The sequence below is a fragment of the Agrococcus sp. KRD186 genome (genome assembly GCF_017168255.1).
Taxonomy (GTDB): Bacteria; Actinomycetota; Actinomycetes; order Actinomycetales; family Microbacteriaceae; genus Agrococcus.
Map to the genome: position 1 here is coordinate 2451307 of NZ_JABFAP010000001.1, position 15975 is coordinate 2467281.

19 protein-coding genes are annotated in these 15975 nt (G+C 73.0%); 15 read left to right on the forward strand and 4 right to left on the reverse strand.

Translation table 11 applies throughout. From position 1 onward, the window contains the following. Positions 1 to 37 precede the first annotated feature (37 nt). The 10 genes from J1M46_RS12025 to J1M46_RS12070 all read left to right on the forward strand — a co-directional run bounded on the left by J1M46_RS12025 (position 38) and on the right by J1M46_RS12070 (position 6447). Complete coding sequence (locus J1M46_RS12025) at positions 38 to 1078, forward strand: metal ABC transporter substrate-binding protein (protein ID WP_206448014.1); 1041 nt, start codon at positions 38 to 40, stop codon at positions 1076 to 1078. Next, positions 1075 to 1905 carry a metal ABC transporter ATP-binding protein gene (locus tag J1M46_RS12030; protein ID WP_206448015.1) on the forward strand — a complete coding sequence of 277 codons (831 nt, stop codon included), beginning with the start codon at positions 1075 to 1077 and terminating at the stop codon, positions 1903 to 1905. Before J1M46_RS12025 ends, J1M46_RS12030 begins: the two co-directional genes overlap by 4 nt. Further along, positions 1902 to 2831: a metal ABC transporter permease gene (locus J1M46_RS12035; RefSeq protein ID WP_206448016.1), complete on the forward strand. Its 930-nt coding sequence runs from the start codon at positions 1902 to 1904 to the stop codon at positions 2829 to 2831. The genes J1M46_RS12030 and J1M46_RS12035 overlap by 4 nt, the downstream gene beginning before the upstream one ends. Next, the gene (locus J1M46_RS12040) at positions 2831 to 3757 is read left to right on the forward strand and encodes a metal ABC transporter permease (RefSeq protein WP_206448017.1); all 927 of its coding nucleotides are present in this window, start codon (positions 2831 to 2833) and stop codon (positions 3755 to 3757) included. Before J1M46_RS12035 ends, J1M46_RS12040 begins: the two co-directional genes overlap by 1 nt. Beyond that, positions 3754 to 4158 (forward strand): Fur family transcriptional regulator, encoded by a 405-nt coding sequence (locus tag J1M46_RS12045; RefSeq protein ID WP_206448018.1) that lies wholly within the window; start codon positions 3754 to 3756, stop codon positions 4156 to 4158. The genes J1M46_RS12040 and J1M46_RS12045 overlap by 4 nt, the downstream gene beginning before the upstream one ends. A gap of 82 nt (positions 4159 to 4240) precedes the next feature. Next, positions 4241 to 5239: a hypothetical protein gene (locus J1M46_RS12050; protein ID WP_206448019.1), complete on the forward strand. Its 999-nt coding sequence runs from the start codon at positions 4241 to 4243 to the stop codon at positions 5237 to 5239. A 211-nt stretch (positions 5240 to 5450) separates the two neighbouring features. Next, positions 5451 to 5687, forward strand: a complete 237-nt coding sequence (gene rpmB, locus J1M46_RS12055) for a 50S ribosomal protein L28 (protein WP_206448020.1) — start codon at positions 5451 to 5453, stop codon at positions 5685 to 5687. After that, a complete protein-coding gene (gene rpmG, locus J1M46_RS12060) occupies positions 5687 to 5857 on the forward strand; it encodes a 50S ribosomal protein L33 (RefSeq protein ID WP_072314797.1) in 171 nt (56 codons plus the stop codon). The genes rpmB and rpmG overlap by 1 nt, the downstream gene beginning before the upstream one ends. Continuing rightward, positions 5857 to 6162 carry a 30S ribosomal protein S14 gene (gene rpsN / locus J1M46_RS12065; protein ID WP_206448021.1) on the forward strand — a complete coding sequence of 102 codons (306 nt, stop codon included), beginning with the start codon at positions 5857 to 5859 and terminating at the stop codon, positions 6160 to 6162. Before rpmG ends, rpsN begins: the two co-directional genes overlap by 1 nt. 90 nt (positions 6163 to 6252) lie before the next feature. Next, positions 6253 to 6447, forward strand: coding sequence for a hypothetical protein (locus tag J1M46_RS12070; protein ID WP_206448022.1), 195 nt, complete (start codon positions 6253 to 6255; stop codon positions 6445 to 6447). A gap of 6 nt (positions 6448 to 6453) precedes the next feature. Here J1M46_RS12070 and J1M46_RS12075 read toward each other — a convergent pair whose 3' ends face one another. The 3 genes from J1M46_RS12075 to yczR all read right to left on the reverse strand — a co-directional run bounded on the left by J1M46_RS12075 (position 6454) and on the right by yczR (position 10630). Further along, complete coding sequence (locus tag J1M46_RS12075; protein ID WP_206448023.1) at positions 6454 to 8136, reverse strand: alpha-amylase family glycosyl hydrolase; 1683 nt, start codon at positions 8134 to 8136, stop codon at positions 6454 to 6456. Next, positions 8133 to 9092, reverse strand: a complete 960-nt coding sequence (locus J1M46_RS12080; protein ID WP_206448024.1) for a TIGR03885 family FMN-dependent LLM class oxidoreductase — start codon at positions 9090 to 9092, stop codon at positions 8133 to 8135. The genes J1M46_RS12075 and J1M46_RS12080 overlap by 4 nt, the downstream gene beginning before the upstream one ends. A gap of 86 nt (positions 9093 to 9178) precedes the next feature. After that, complete coding sequence (yczR, locus tag J1M46_RS12085) at positions 9179 to 10630, reverse strand: MocR-like transcription factor YczR (RefSeq protein ID WP_206448025.1); 1452 nt, start codon at positions 10628 to 10630, stop codon at positions 9179 to 9181. A gap of 94 nt (positions 10631 to 10724) precedes the next feature. Between yczR and yczE the strand changes: the two genes are divergently transcribed. The 5 genes from yczE (at position 10725) to J1M46_RS12110 (ending at position 15324) form a co-directional block, all read left to right on the forward strand. Next, positions 10725 to 11459, forward strand: coding sequence for a membrane protein YczE (yczE, locus tag J1M46_RS12090; RefSeq protein ID WP_206448026.1), 735 nt, complete (start codon positions 10725 to 10727; stop codon positions 11457 to 11459). Between the two features lie 186 nt (positions 11460 to 11645). Further along, positions 11646 to 11930, forward strand: a complete 285-nt coding sequence (locus J1M46_RS12095; RefSeq protein ID WP_092917306.1) for an HU family DNA-binding protein — start codon at positions 11646 to 11648, stop codon at positions 11928 to 11930. Positions 11931 to 12067: 137 nt separating this feature from the next. Next, the gene (locus tag J1M46_RS12100; RefSeq protein ID WP_206448027.1) at positions 12068 to 14110 is read left to right on the forward strand and encodes a cytochrome c oxidase assembly protein; all 2043 of its coding nucleotides are present in this window, start codon (positions 12068 to 12070) and stop codon (positions 14108 to 14110) included. Then, positions 14107 to 14898, forward strand: coding sequence for a histidine phosphatase family protein (locus tag J1M46_RS12105; protein WP_206448028.1), 792 nt, complete (start codon positions 14107 to 14109; stop codon positions 14896 to 14898). Before J1M46_RS12100 ends, J1M46_RS12105 begins: the two co-directional genes overlap by 4 nt. A 12-nt stretch (positions 14899 to 14910) precedes the next feature. Beyond that, on the forward strand, positions 14911 to 15324 hold the full coding sequence (locus J1M46_RS12110; protein WP_206448029.1) for a PPOX class F420-dependent oxidoreductase: 414 nt from the start codon (positions 14911 to 14913) through the stop codon (positions 15322 to 15324). 80 nt (positions 15325 to 15404) lie between these two features. On the opposite strand, the gene J1M46_RS12115 is transcribed toward J1M46_RS12110, so the two are convergent. Continuing rightward, entirely contained in the window at positions 15405 to 15890 is a 486-nt protein-coding gene (locus J1M46_RS12115; protein ID WP_206448030.1) for a GNAT family N-acetyltransferase, read from the reverse strand. Positions 15891 to 15975 lie beyond the last annotated feature (85 nt).

Here is a 15975-nt window from a genome sequence, read left to right on the forward strand (position 1 = left end):
CTGTGCGGCAGGTCGTCGCGCTGGACAAGGACTCTCCATGCGGATCAAGCCCGCGCTCGGCGCGCTCGGCGCGCTCGGCGCCATCTCCCTCGCGCTGACCGGATGCGCCGGCGCGGCCAGCGGTGCCGGCGCGGCCGACGACCGGCTGCAGATCGTCGCCACCACGACGCAGCTCGCCGACGTGACGCGCGAGCTGGTCGGCGATGCCGCGGAGGTCACGAGCCTCCTGCAGCCGGGCGCCTCCGCGCACGCCTTCGACCCCGGCCCCACCGCGCTCACAGCGCTCGCGGGCGCCGACCTGCTCGTCGTCAGCGGCGCGGGGCTCGAGTCCTGGCTCGACGACACGGTGGAGGCATCCGGCTTCGACGGCACCCTCGTCGACACCTCGGAGGGCCTCGAGCTCATCGCAGCCGGCGACGACCCGCACGCGGGGCACGACCACGGCGCGTTCGACCCGCACGCGGGGCCCGACCACGGCGAGTTCGACCCGCACGCGGGGCCCGACCACGGCGAGTTCGACCCGCACGTGTGGACCGACCCTGCGAACGTGACCCTGCAGGCGCAGGCCATCGTCGACGCTGTGGCCGCAGCCGACCCCGATGCCGACATCGACGCATCCGCCACCACCTACCTCGCGCGGCTGGCCGAGCTGGATGAGTGGATGCGCGGCTCGATCGACCGGGTGCCGGTCGCCGAGCGCCTGGTGGTCACGACGCACGACACCTTCGGCTACCTCGAGCGCGCCTTCGACGTGCGGGTGGTCGGCACCGTGCTGCCGAGCCTCGACGAGAGCGCCGACGCGAGCGCCGCGCACATCGACGAGCTGGTCGCCGAGATCCGCGCGACGGGCACCCGGGTGGTCTTCAGCGAGAACGCCATCGACCCGCAGCTCGCCGCCACCATCGCCCGCGAGGCCAGTGTCGCGCTGCGACAGGGGGCGGATGCGCTGGCCGCCGACGCGCTGGGGGCGTCCGGGAGCGACACGGGCACGTACATCGACGCGCAGATCCACAACACCACCGCGATGGTCACCGCCTGGGGCGCCGAGCCGCTGCCGGTGCCGGGATCGCTGGCATGAGCGCGCAGCGCGAACCGGTCGTCGAGATCCTGGGCGGCGCGTTCGGCTACGGCGGCGCGCCCGTGCTGACCGGCGTCACGTTCGCGGTGCAGCCCGGCGAGGCCGTCGCGCTCATCGGGCCGAACGGCGCCGGCAAGTCGACGCTGCTGGCGGGCATCCTCGGGCTCGCGCAGCACCAGGCCGAGCGCTTCGCCGTGCCGACCGGCAAGGGCGAGATCGGCACGCTGCCGCAGTCGAGCGCCATCGATGCGGCGTTCCCGGTCACGCTCGAGCAGGTGGTCGCGATGGGCCGCACGCCGCGGCTCGGGCTGCGCTGGCCGGGCAGCGGCGACCGCGCCGTCGTCGCGGATGCGCTCGCGGCGGTCGGCCTGACCGCGCTGCGCCGCACTCGCTTCGGCGACCTCTCCGGCGGCCAGCGCCAGCGCGGGCTGCTCGCCAGGGCGCTCGCGAGCGAACCGCGCCTGCTGCTGCTCGACGAGCCCTTCAACGGGCTCGACCAGTCATCGCGCGATGCGCTCATCGAGACCATCCGCACGCTCAAGGCCCGCGGCGTCGCGCTGCTCATCACCACCCACGACCTCGAGCTCGCGCGCGCCGTCTGCGACCGCACGCTGCTGGTCAACCAGCGCCAGATCGCCTTCGACGACACCGACTGCGTGCTCACGCTCGAGCGGGTCGAGGCCGCGTTCGCCTCGCACGTGATGGAGATCGACGGGCACACGCTCGCCACCACCGAGCACCACGCCACCGAGTTCCCCGAGCACCGGCACCCCTTCGCCGACGACCAGCTGGGCGAGCCGGCCGGCGAGCACGACGAGGCTCGATGACCGCCGCCCTGCTCGGGCACGCGCACCTGCTCGGGCACGCACGGCTGGTCGACCCGTTCACCCCGTTCGCCGCGCCCTTCCTCGGCCGGCCGCTGCTGCTGCTGCTCGCGCTCGCGGTGGCCGCCGGCACCGTCGGCGTGCTCGTGCACCTGCGCAGGCTGGAGTTCTCGACCGACGGCCTCACGCACGCCGTCTTCCCGGGGCTCGCGATCGGCGCGGCGCTCGGCGGCACCGCCGGGCTGCTGCCGGGCGCGATCGGCGCGGCGCTCGCGGCCGCTGTGGTGCTCGCGCTCCTCTCCCGCCGTGGGCAGCCGCGCGACACCGCCGTCGCCATCGTCCTGACCACCTTCTTCTCCTTCGGCGTGGTGCTCGTCTCGCTCTCCCGCGGCTCCGGCGGTTCCATCTCCGACTTCTTCTTCGGCCGGCTCCTCACCATCACCTGGGGCGGCCTCGGCGTCGCGCTCACGCTCATCGCGATCGCGGTGGCGCTCATCGTGGTCACTGCCCGGCAGCAGCTCTTCGCCGCCTTCGACGCCGCCGGCGCGCGCCGGGCGGGCCTGCCGGTGCTCGCCCTCGAGATCATCGGCACGGTCGCGATCGCGCTCGTCGTGGTCGCCGCATCCGCCTCGGTCGGCACGCTGCTGGCGCTCGCCGTCGTGATCGTGCCCGCCGCCGCCGCGCGGGCGCTCACCCCTTCGCTGCCGACCGCCATCGCCCTCTCGATCGCCTTCGGCGCGGTCACCGGCTGGATCGGCCTCTGGCTCGTGGTGCAGCTGGCGCACTCGGGGGTGGATGCGGCCCCCGGCGCAACGGTGGCCCTCACGATGATCACGGGGTACCTGGTGGCGCTCGGCGCCGGCGCGCTGCGCGGCCGACGGGCCGCCGCCACGCCCGCGCCCGCGGTCGCCCAGGGGGCGGTGCGCTGATGGTCAGCCTCGCACCAATCGCTCTCGCGGCGCTCGACTCCGCGCAGCTCGATCTCGCGGCGCTCGACTTCTTCCAGCTCGCGATGCTCGAGGTCGTCCTCGCCGGCGCGCTCGCCGGCGTGGTCGGCGTGCTGGTGGTGCTGCGCGAGCGCGCCTTCTTCACCATGTCGCTCACGCACGCCACGTTCCCCGGCGCCGTCGCCGCGGCCATCCTCGGCGTCTCGATCCCGCTGGGCGCGGCGATCGCCGCCGCGGCGCTCATCGCGGTGGCCGTCGGCATCGGCCGCATCCGGTCGCAGGGCCCGGCCGTCGCCTCCGGCGTCATGCTCACCGCCGGATTCGCGCTCGGCGCCTTCCTGCAGTCGGTGACGCCGCTCGCGATCGACGTGGAGTCGTTCCTGGTCGGCCAGGTGCTGGCCGTCACCGGCAGCGACATCGCGCTCACGTCGCTCGTGCTCGCGGCGGCGCTCGCGGTCTGGGCGCTCGCGGGCCGGCACCTGCTCTTCTCCAGCGCCGACGAGGCGGGCTATCGCCGGGCCGGCATGGCGCCGTGGCTGCCGGAGACCCTCGCGCTCGCGGTCATCGCCGGCACTGTCGTGGCGATCATGCCGGTCGTCGGCGCCATCCTGGGCGTCGCACTGATCGTCGCGCCCGCCGCGGCCGCGCGGCTGCTGGTGCGCGACTGGCGGTGGATGCTCGTGCTCGCCCCCGCCATCGGCGTCGCCTCGGGCGTGCTCGGGCTCTGGGCATCGCGCTGGCTCGACATCGCCGCGGGCGGGGCGATCGCGCTGGTCGCCGCGGCCGCCTACGGCCTCGCCTGGCTGCTGAGCTCGCTCCGCGCGCGGCCGAGCGGCGCCGCACGAACCGTCGCCACCGATGAGCGCGATCCCGCTGCGCATGCCACGATCGAGGCGAGGACCCCATGACCGCAGACGACACCGCTCCGCGCCGCACCACCCGGCAGCGCGAAGCCGTGCGCGAAGCGCTCAGCGCGAGCGAGGAGTTCGTCTCGGCGCAGTCGCTGCACCAGTCGCTGCGCACCGGCGGGTCGACCGTCGGGCTCGCGACCGTCTACCGGGCGCTCGCCGCGCTGGCCGAGGACGGCGAGGCGGATGCGCTGCAGTCCGGCGGTGAGGTGCTCTACCGCGCCTGCACCCCGACGCACCACCACCACCTCATCTGCCGCAGCTGCGGCCGCACGGTCGAGCTCGAGGCGGCTGCTGTCGAGCGCTGGGCTGGCCGGGTCGCCGCCGAGCACGGCTTCGTCGAGCTCGAGCACACCGTCGACATCTTCGGCCTGTGCGCCGAGTGCGCGGCCGAGCGCTGACTCTCCACAGGCGGTCGGCGCGTCCCCACCGGCACCCAGGTGCTGCTGTGAGACTGAGGCCACCCGATCCAGGAGGTCGTCCGTGACGAACCAGCCCACCGCCTACGGCAGCCAGCACGACGCGAGCACACCGGGCACGCGCGCCACGGCGCCGCGCCGCATCATGGGCATCCAGCCGGTGCTGTTCGTCGGCATGTGCCTGCTGGCGATCGTCACCCTCATCACCGTCGTGCTGATCTTCGTCGGCGACTTCGAGAGCCAGGCGCCGCGCGTGGTCTGGACGGTCGTGGTCTTCCTCGTCTTCACGGGGCTGCTGGCGCTCGACCTCGTGCTCGCCCGCCGCTCCGCGACCCCGCTCGTGATCGGCGTCGCCGCGAACACGTACCTGCTCGCACTGCTGATGATCGCCATCTGGGTGCGCGACGGCCGCTCAGGGGGCGAGATCGACGAGTACGACTTCGGCTCGGGCTGGCTGTTCGCCGAGCTGCTGGGCATCGTGCTGCTGACCCTGCTGGTCGTGCGCGCCGCGGCCGCCGGCGCGTGGGGCCTGATCAACCTGGGCAAGCGCTCCGGCACGCAGTTCGGCCGGGTGCTGGGCCTCGTCGCCGCCGGCCTGCTGGGGCTGGTGGGCGTGCTGCTCACGCTGCACTTCGCCATCGACGCCTTCGGCATCGAGGTGAGCGAGTGGTACTGGCGCTCGACCGTGGCCGCGATCGTCGTGACGGCGCTCGCCGCCTCGGTGACGGTGCTGCTGTTCTGGAACCGCCGCAACCTCGACTGGCAGGAGGCGGAGGCGCGCGGTGAGCACGTGCGCAGCCCGGTGGCCGCCGGCGCCGTCCCCCCGCCCGAGCAGTGGCCGGGGCAGCACTGGCCGGTGCAGGCGCAGGCCGCACCCGCGACGAGCCCCGCAGAGGCACAGTGGCCTGCATCGCCGCAGCCTGCATCACCGCAGGCCGCGCCGTACCCGGGGCAGCTGCAGCCCGGCGCCGGCGGCCTGCTGCCGTGGCCGACCTACCCCGACGGCACCCCGTACCCGATGGGCCCCGACGGCCAGCCGGTGTTCCCGCCCACCGGTCGCTGACGCATCCGTCACCCCCAGGCGGTGGCCGGCAGCACCCGCCGCAGGATTCGGGATTGCCGAGCGGCATCGGCGTGCCGTACGATAGACCCTTGGTGCGGCTCTGGCCGCGCAGCACACGCCCCCTCCAACACCCGCAAGGGCTCGGCAGCGGCGTGAGCAGGCAAGTGATCTTGGGTGGGCTTCATGCCCACGGTACCCATTTGGAGGAACCATGGCAGCGGTATGCCAGGTGACCGGAGCCGTTCCCGGCTTCGGGCACAACATCTCGCACTCGCACCGGCGCACGAAGCGACGCTTCGACCCGAACGTGCAGCGCAAGACCTATTTCGTCCCGTCGCTTCGACGCAACGTGACGCTCAACGTCTCGGCCAAGGGCATCAAGGTCATCGATGCACGTGGCATCGAGGCCGTCGTCCGTGACATGCAGGCTCGGGGGGTGAAGCTCTGATGGCGAAGAAGTCCCAGGACGTCCGTCCGATCATCAAGCTCCGTTCGACCGCCGGCACCGGCTACACCTACGTGACGAAGAAGAACCGTCGCAACAACCCTGACCGCCTTGTGCTGAAGAAGTACGACCCCGTCGTCCGCCAGCACGTCGAGTTCCGAGAGGAGCGATAATGGCCAAGAAGAGCATGATCGCCAAGAACGAGCAGCGGAAGGTCATCGTCGCCCGCTACGCCGAGCAGCGTCTGGCGCTGAAGAAGGCGCTCGTCAACCCGAAGAGCACCGACGAGGAGCGCGAAGCCGCTCGTCTCGGCCTGCAGAAGCTGCCCCGCAACGCCTCGCCCGTGCGCGTGCGCAAGCGCGACGCCATCGACGGCCGCCCCCGCGGCCACGTCGGCGACTACGGCATCTCGCGTGTGCGCTTCCGCGACATGGCACACCGTGGCGAGCTGCCCGGCGTGACCAAGTCGAGCTGGTAAGCACCCGCTTCACGCGTTGGCCCCGACCCCGGATCTCCGGCGGTCGGGGCCTTCGTCGTTCCTGGGGCACGCTGGGCCATACTTTGCACCATGGGAACTTTCTCCGGCGGCCAGATGCTGGTCGCGCTCCTGCCCACGCTGTTCTGGTTGCTCGCGGCAGCCGCGCTCCTGACTATCGCGATCATCGGCATCCGTGCACTGCTGCGCATCGATCGTTCACTGCAGGCGCTCGTCGAGCAGGGCGTCGCCCGTGGCGAAGGTCCCTTCGACACGCCCCCCGCCTGAGCCCGCTCACACTCGCCGGATTGTGGCGTCAGCAGGGGAGACCTGCAGCCAGCGCCAGCCGTAGGCGTCCAGGTCGAGCTCGAGCATGCCGTCGATCGTCATCGACGAGTCATCGAAGCGGTCGATGAGCGAGACCGGGCCCGATTCGGCGCGCACCTCGAGCCGCACCGACTCGCGGCCGTCGCCGAGGTTGTGCAGCGCGAGCATCGCCCAGTCGTCCGTGCGGCAGACGTGCGCGAGCACCGCCTTCTGCCGCACCCCGATGATCTCGAGCGCCGACCACGCCAGCGCCGGCGCATCCCGGTACATCGTGGTGAGCTGCTGCATGTGCCGCCACAGCGACGTCGGGTCGCGGCGCTGGTCGGCCACGTTGACGCGGTCCGGCCCCCACTCGCCGTCCGGCATCGGCCGCGACCAGCGGCGCGAGGGCGCCGTCGAGAACCCGGCCGACGCATCCGCCTCCCACTGCATCGGCGTGCGCACCGCGTAGCGGCCCTCGACCGCGAGCTGCTCGCCCATGCCGATCTCCTCGCCGTAGAACAACACCGGCACGCCCGGCAGCGAGAACATCAGCGTGTAGACGAGCCGCACCGCGCGCGCGTCGCCGAGCATGGTCGGCAGGCGGCGCCGGATGCCGCGGCCGAACAGCCGCATGTGCTCCTCCGGCGCGAAGGCGGCGAAGACCTCCTCGAGCTCCTCGGGTGCGAGCTTGTCGAGCGTGAGCTCGTCGTGGTTGCGCACGAAGTTCGCCCACTGGGCGGTGGGCGGCAGATCCGGCCGGTCGCGCAGCGCGGCGGCGAGCGGATGCGCGTCCTTCCGCGCGAGCGAGAGGAAGAGGCGCTGCATCGAGACGAAGTCGAACTGCACGTGCAGCCCGGCCGCCTTCCCCTCGGCCTGGAACCACTCCAGCTGCTGCTCGTGCGGCAGGTTCACCTCTCCCAGCAGCATCGTCTCGCCCATCCGGCGCGTCACGAACCGAGCGATCTGGCGCAGGTGCCCCTCGCCGTCGTAGTCGGTGCCCGGCCGCTCGCTCGAGTGCCGATCGGCCCCGCTGAAGAGGTAGGGCACCGCGTCGATGCGGAAGCCCGAGACGCCGAGCTCGAGCCAGAGACCCAGGTTGCGCTCGATCTGCGCCTGCACCTCCGGATGCGCGATGTTCAGATCGGGCTGGTGCGCGCGGAAGTGGTGCAGGTAGTACTGACCCGTGCGCTCGTCCTTCGTCCAGGTGGAGTCCTCGAGCCCGGGGAAGACGGGCGCATCGGGATTGGGCGGTGGCGCGTCGCGCCAGACGTACCAGTCGCGGAACGGCGAGTCCTTCGAGGCGCGGGAGGCCTGGAACCACGGGTGCTCGGCCGAGGTGTGGTTCATGACGAAGTCGACGATCACCCGCATGCCGTTCGCCCGCGCGACCCGCACGAGCTCGACCAGGTCACCGAGCGTGCCCAGCCGCGGGTCGACGGCGAAGAAGTCGGTGATGTCGTAGCCGTCGTCACGGTCGGCGGTGGGGAAGAAGGGCATCAGCCACAGGCAGGTCACGCCGAGCTCGGCGAGGTAGCGGATGCGTGAGATCAGCCCCTGGATGTCGCCGTCGCCATCGCCGTCGGAGTCCTGGAAGACCTGGATGTCGAGGCAGTAGTAGACGGCGTTGCGCCACCACAGGTCTGCCGACTCGATCGGCCGCGGGCTCATGCCGCCACCGCCGGCAGCACGTGCTCGCCGAAGGCGTCGATGAACGCCTCCTGCTGCTGGCCGACGTGATGCAGGTAGACGGCGTCGCAGCCGGCGCCGATGATCTCGGCGATCCGCGCCCGGTGCAGCGCGAGGTCGCTCGAGACGGTCACCGCCTTCCGGATCGCCGCCTCGTCGGCGCCGGCGCTGCGCCGGTCGAACTCCGCCGGCATCGCCAGGTCCCACGACTCCGGCTGCCCGATGGTTCCGTGCGCCCACTGGTCGAGCGCGATCGCGACCGCCTCGTCCTCGTCGGGTGCCCACGAGAGATGCAGCTGCGCGGTGACCGGGCCGCGCCCGCCGGCGTCGCGATAGGCGGTGACGACCTCGCGCAGGGCCGCGACCTCCCCTGCCACCGTGATCAGCCCATCCGCCCACTGCGCATGCGCGGCCGCCGAGGCGGGCGAGATCGCCGCGCCGATGAGCGGCGGCGGCTCGGCCGGCAGCGACCAGAGCCGCGCGCGGTCGACGGTGACCGCCCCGTCGCGGCTGACCTGCTCGCCGGCGAGCAGCCGCCGCATGGCGTCGGCGCTCTCGACCAGCCGCCGCTCGCGCACCGCCTTGTCGGGCCACGGCGCGCCGGTGACGTGCTCGTTCACGTTCTCGCCCGAGCCGAGCGCCGCCCAGAAGCGGCCCGGGAAGAGCTCGCCGAGCGTGCCGATCGCCTGCGCGACGACGGCCGGGTGGGCGCGCTGGCCGGGCGCCGTGACGACGCCGAAGGAGAGCGAGGTGGTCGCCAGCGCCGCGCCGAGCCACGACCAGCTGTGGCCGCTGTGGCCCTGCCGCAGGCTCCAGGGCGCGAGGTGGTCGGAGCACATCGCCGCCTGGAAGCCCGCGGCCTCCGCGTGCCGGACGTGCTGCAGCAGCGCGCTCGGGGCGAGCTGCTCGTGCGAGGCATGGAAGCCGATGATCGCCATGCCGCCAACGCAAGCGCGGATGCGGGCGGGCGTCAAGGGTGCTGATCGCCGCGCCCCTGCCGCCCGGCGAGCCGCAACGGCGCCCCTCACACGACGGCGGATGCCGCCAGTCGCGTCGTGTCCGGACGCTCGCCCGCGTGCACGGCGCGCCAGGCATCGCCGAGCCTGGCCATCGCGTCGCGCGTGACCTCCGGCTCCCAGGAGATCGGGATGCGCGTGAAGCGGTCGAGCACACCGGAGGCGGCGAAGCGCGGCCCGGGCGGCAGCAGCAGGCCGCGATCGCGCGCGGCGAGCGAGAGCGCCGTCGACCAGGGGCCGCCGAGATCCACCCAGGCGGCGAGCCCGCCTGGCACGCGCGGCATCGCGACCTCCGGCAGCTGGGCGGCGAGCCCCGCGGCCACCGCCGCGCGCCCGGCAGCGAGGCGCTCGCGCGCCCGCGCGAGCAGCCCATCCATGTCGTCGAGCAGCTCGATGGCGATGCACTGCTCGAGCATCGCCGTGCCGAGGTCGATCGAGGGCCGCGCCGCCAGCAGCCGCGCGGTCTGCGCGGCGCTCGAGGCGCGGATCCAGCCGATGCGCAGCCCGCCCCAGGCGATCTTCGACATCGAGCCGATCAGGATCGCCGGGCCGTGCGCGGCGAAGGGCCGCGGCGTCCAACCCCGGTCGATGTCGAGCTCCGCGCAGGTCTCGTCGACGACCAGCAGCGTGCCCGTGGTGCGGGCGACGGCGGCGAGCCGGGCGCGCTCGAGCTCCGGCATGGTCGCGCCGGTGGGGTTGTGGAAGTCGGCGATCAGGTAGGCGAGCGCCGGCCGGTGCGCGCGCAGGGTGTCGATGAGGTGGGATGCGTCCCAGCCGCCGCCGCCACCAGGCCCCTCGCCGGCCGAGGCCGTCTGGTGCGCGGCGGGCGCCACGGGCGTCGGCAGCAGGCGGTGGCCGGTGCGCCGCAGCGCGTCCATCGCGTGGGGGAAGGAGGGCTGCTCGACGAGCGCCGTCCTGCCGCGCTCGCCGAACGCGGCGAGCACCACCGTCAGCGCATGCATCGCGCCGCTGGTGACCACGATCTGCGACGGGTCGGTCGGCAGCCCGCGCGCCGCGTAGCGCTCGGCGATGCGCTCGCGCAGCTGCGGCAGCCCGTCGAGCGAGTAGCCGGGCGTGCCCAGCAGCCCCGCGAGCCGGTCGAGCGCGCGCACCGTCGCGGCGTGCAGGCCGGGCACCGAGCCGACCGAGGCGATCGTGAAGTCGATGACGCCGTGGTCGGCGGCGGCCGGTCGCTGGATGCGCTGGGTCGGCAGCGCGGCGCGGGTGCCGGAGCCGTGCGCGCGGGTGACGTAGCCGCGCGCCTCCAGCAGCTCGTAGGCGCGGGCGATGGTGGCGCGCGAGCGGCCGAGCTCCGCCGCCAGCGCGCGCTCGCTCGGCAGCCGCTCGCCGACGGTGATGCGGCCGTCGAGCAGCAGCATGCGGATGCGGTCGGCGAGCGACTGCGCGACCGCGGTGGTCGCGCGCCACTCGCCGAGCTGGGTGCCGAGCCGGGAGGTCATGCCGCCATCCTGCCGCACAGTGGACTGCTCAGCACGAGCCACTTCTGCCTCAGTGGCCCGCCCGTCTGCATGCGCGACCGTGTGGAATGGAGCCGTGCACCGCATCCGCCGACTCCTGCTGCCCATCGATGCGCTGGGTGCTGCCGACACGACGGCCCGCGTCGCGCAGCTGATGGCGGGCCTGTTCCTCTACGGCATCTCGCTCGCGCTGCTGGTGCGCGCGAGCCTCGGGGTCGGCCCGTGGGACGTGTTCTCGCTCGGCATCGCGAACCACCTGCCGATGAGCTACGGCACCGCGACCGTGGTGGTCTCAGGCATCGTGCTGCTGGTGTGGATCCCGCTGCGGCAGCGGCCCGGCATCGGCACGCTGCTGAATGCCGTGCTGGTCGGCCCGGCGGCGGATCTGGGGCTGTGGCTCATCCCGGCGCCGACCGAGCTGTGGGCACAGGTGCTCATGCTGGTCGGCAGCATCGTGCTGCTCTCGATCGCGACCGGCATCTACATCGCCCCGCAGCTCGGCCCCGGCCCGCGCGACGGGCTGATGACGGGGCTCGTGCGGATCACCGGCTGGCGCATCTGGATCGTGCGCACCCTCATCGAGGGCACGGCGCTGCTGATCGGCTGGCTGCTGGGCGGCCCGGTGGGCGTCGGCACGGTCATCTTCGCCTTCGGCGTGGGCCCGCTGATCGGCGTCTTCCTGCCCTTCTTCGAGCGCCGCAGGGCGGCGACGGCGTCGCGCCGGCGCGCTGGAGCTGAGAGTCGTGGCCCTGTCGGGCCGCGACCGCGACGCCAGCGCCGACGCCCGTCTCGGGCGTCGGAACCGCGCTAGAGGGGCGATCTGTCCCCCAAAATCGTTCGCGAACCGCGAAAACACGCGGAAATCGCGGCGTGTCGGGGTGTTTCTCCGCAGGATTCTGGGCCTCGCGGCTACGTTCGGGGGTGGTCGGAGCCCCCACGGGCCCCGGCGAATGCCCGCCCCCAGGCGGGACGGACATGCCACGACCAGGAGGACACCATGGCTGAGACCATCAACAAGACCACCCTCGCATCGAAGATCGCTGCGTCCACCGACCTCTCGCAGGCGAAGGTCAGCGCCGTGCTCGACGCGCTCTTCGACGAGGTCTCGGCGGCAGTCAAGGCTGGCGACAAGGTCTCGATCCCCGGCTTCTTCAGCGCCGAGCGCACCGCGACCGCTGCCCGCACGGGCCGCAACCCGCAGACCGGTGCCGAGATCAAGATCGCTGCCGGCCACCGCGTCAAGCTGACCGCCGGCTCGAAGCTCAAGGCAGCCGTCAAGTAAGACCGCACCACACAGCACACGAGGGGCTCCGCCGGCACGGCGGGGCCCCTAGTGCTGTCTCGGCGCTCGCGCGGGCCGACACCCGTGTGCCGCCGAGCGTCGCCGCCGCTCATAGCCGCGGCGACTACCCTGTATCCGTGCAGCGCCTCCGTCTCCTCGCGCCGGCACTCGCGATCCTCGCGGGGCTGGCCGCCGCCTGGGCGGCGCTCGAGTTCGGCGGCGGCGCCACCGAACAGCCCATCGAGGATCCGGGCGCCGTGGTGCGCTACGGCATTCCGATGGCCACCATGCTGCGCAACCTCGCGATCGCGGCGGCCTTCGGCGGGCTGGTGCTGGCCTGCTTCGCGCTGCGCCCGGGCAGCCGCGACTGGCACCGCACGCTCGACATCGCCGCGGGCGCCACCGGCATCGCCGCCGTCGCGCAGGGCTTCGTCGCCTGGGGCGGCTTCCGCACCGTCGTCACCAACCCGGTCACCGCCACCAACGACTTCGGCCAGCTGCTGCAGCTGTTCTTCGTCGAGATCGAGGCCGGCAGGCTGATGCTCGCGACGCTGCTCTCGCTCGCCGTGCTGACGGTGGTGCTGCTGGTCGCGCGCGGCGCGGTCGCCGCAGCCTTCGCCGTCGTCGCCTGGGCCGTGCCGTTCTGGTTCATCGCCTCGGGCGGTCACGCGGGCGGCACCGCCGGCCATGACGTCGCCGTCTCGGCGCTGCTGCTGCACCTGCTGTTCGTCTCCATCTGGCTCGGCGGCCTCTTCCACGTCGGCCTGCTCGCCTGGGGGCGGCGCACCGCGGGCTCGCCTGCCGCCGGCCCGCGCGCCGCGACCGGTGCGCGCGACGGCCACGACGCATCCGCCCCCCTGGGCACCGACGTGCCGAACGCCGCGCTCAGCGACGTGCTGCTGCGCTACTCGAGCCTCGCCGCCGCCAGCTTCGGGGTCGTCGCCTTCAGCGGCATCGCCTCCTCGTGGGTGCGCATGGAGGGCGCGTGGTTCAGCGACTACGGCATCCTCTCGATCGCCAAGGCAGTGCTGCTCGTGGTGCTCGGCGGCTTCGGTGCCTGGCAGCGGATGCGTCTGCTCACGCCAGCGAAGACGCTCGGCGAGCGCGTGGGCGGCAAGGCGATCGCGACGATCCTGGCGCTCGAGCTGGTGGTGATGGGCGTGACCGCCGGCGTCGCCGCGGGGCTCGCGCGCACCCCCACGCCCGTGCCGGAGACACCGCCGGGCCTGGAGGCGACGCCCGCCGAGATCCTCACCGGCCAGCTGCTGCCGCCGCCGTTCGACTTCGGCCGGCTGTTCACCGAGTGGTCGCTCGACCCGCTGTGGACGGTCATCTGCGCGCTGCTGCTGTTCTTCTACCTCGCCGGCGTGCGGCGGCTTGCGAAGCGCGGCGACCGCTGGCCGGTGCTGCGCACGCTCTCCTGGAGCGCGGGCGTGCTGCTGCTGTGGTGGTGCACGTCCGGCTCGCTGAACGTCTACCAGGAGTTCCAGTTCTCGCTGCACATGCTCGTGCACATGCTGCTGGGCATGGCCGTGCCGGTGCTGCTGGTGCCGGGCGCGCCGATCACGCTCGCGATGCGCGCGATCGCCAAGCGCCGCGACGGCACCCGCGGGGGCCGCGAGTGGATCCTCGCGATCGTGCACTCGAGGTACATGCAGGTGGTCGGGCATCCGATCGTCTCCGCCGGCATCTTCGTGCTGAGCCTGTGGGTGTTCTACTACACGCCCATCTTCGACTGGGCGATGCGCGAGCACCTCGGGCACGTCTGGATGGTGCTGCACTTCGTCGGCGCCGGCTACCTGTTCGTGCAGGCGATCATCGGCATCGACCCCGGTCCCGCGCGCCCGCCGTTCGCGCTGCGGCTGGTGCTGCTGATCGGCACGATGGTCTTCCACGCCTTCTTCGGCCTCACGCTCATGACCGGTGAGGCGCTGCTGCTGGCCGACTGGTTCGGCGCCATGGGCAACGGCATCGACGCGCTCGAGGATCAGCAGGTCGGCGGCGGCATCGCCTGGTCGGTCGGCGAGATCCCGACGGTGATCCTGGCGATCATCACCTCGGTGCTGTGGGCGCGCAGCGACAAGAAGGAGCGCACCCGCATCGACCGCGCCGCCGACCGCGACGGCGACGCGCAGCGGCACGCCTACAACGACATGCTCGACAAGATGGAGAACCGATGACGGACCAGCCGGCAGAGCCGCAGCAGACGAAGACCGTGCAGACGGATGCGGAGCAGCACCTCCCCGAGGAGCTCGCGGCCTTCGCGAATGGTCGCGCCGTGCGGCTGCGCATCGTGCGCCACGCGGAGACCGAGCACAACGTCAACCACGTGCTGCAGGGCGTCTCCGACTCGCCGATCACGGGCAGCGGCCGCGAGCAGATCGCCGCGGTCGCCGAGCACCTCTCGAGCGAGCGCTTCGACCTCGCCTTCAGCTCCGACCTGCAGCGCACCCGCACGACCGCCGAGGGCATCCTCGCGGCCCTCGACCCGCAGCCGCCGCTCGAGCACACCGCGCTGCTGCGCGAGTGGAACTTCGGCGCCCACGAGGAGCGGCCCGCCGCGGACGTCTGGGGCGAGGTGATCGTCGAGCACGGGTTCGAGGTCGACCGCGAGTTGAGCGCGCTGCGCACGATCGGCGAGCAGGTCGGCTGGCGCGGGCTGTTCGACACCATCGCCAAGCTCGACTCGAGCGGGCAGGCCGAGCAGGCAGCCGGCACCGTGCTGCGCGCCGACGCCGCGCTCGAGCACGTCATCCGCGCCGCGGCCGCCGTGCCGGGCGAGGAGCAGGTGGAGGTGCTGCTGGTCTCGCACGGCGGCTTCATCACCTCGCTGCTGCGCCAGCTGGTGCCCGAGGTCACGCCCGACGTGATCCTGCCGAACTGCTCGGTCACCACGGTCTCACTCGCGGCCGGCTCGCTCGAGTGGCAGCTCGACGCGATCGGCGAGGTCGCCGACGCGCGCGCATGAGAGCCTGAGGGCATGGCGACGATCCCAGAGCAGTACCGGTACCTCATCGATCAGCCGCTGTTCGCGCACCTCGCGACCGTGCGGCCCGACGGCACTCCGCAGGTGAACCCGATGTGGTTCGGCTTCGACGGCGAGCACATGCTCTTCACCCACACGAGCACGCGGCAGAAGTTCACGAACCTGCAGGCGAACCCGGCGATGTCGCTCTCGATGACCGACCCCGAGAAGCCCTACCTCTACGTCGAGGTGCGCGGGCACCTGGCAGAGGTCGTGCCTGACCCGACCGGCGCGTTCTACGTCGAGATGGGCAAGCGCTACGGCAATGCCGCGCAGACCCCGCCGCCGGATGCCGCCGAGCGCGTCATCCTGAAGATGGCGGTCGGCAAGGTCTCTGGCCGGGTGGAGACGCCGAAGCACCTCGAGTAGCGCGCTGGAGCTGAGGAGCACGGCCCTTTCGGGCCGTGCTCGCGACGCCAGCGCCGGGCCCCGTCCCGGGGCCCGGTCCCTCACTCGGCACCCGGCAGGTGCACCTCGATCTCGTACAGCTCGCGCGGGTCGGCCTCGTCGACGCGCTCGCCCGAGAGCCCGAGCTTCTTGTAGAACTCGGCCGCGACCTCGAGCGACTGCCACTCGAGCACCCGGATGCTGGTCTGCTGCTCCGCCCAGGTCTGCACCGCGCGGAACAGCGCCGTGCCCGCGCCGCGGCCGCGCGCATCCGGTGACACCCACAGGTCGTGCATGCGCGCGATCGACCAGTCGCGCTGCGGGGCGGGGCCGTAGTCCTGCGCGGCGGCGTAGCCGAGCAGCTGCCCGTCGGCCTCGGCGACGACGATGTGGTGCGCCTCGTTGACCACCAGCGAGTCAAGGCGCTCGCGGTAGCGGTCGACCTTCTCGTCCTCCTCGTCGGCGTGCCGGTGCTGGGCGATCAGCTGCTGCAGCACGGCCGCATCCTCCGCGCGCGCTCGCCGGATGTGGATGTCGCCCTCGCCCATGCGGCCAGCGTAGCCGCCGCCGGCCGCCGCTGAGATGTGCACGCCGCTTGGCGGACGGCGTAGCCCGATTCCGCGTGTTTCCGCG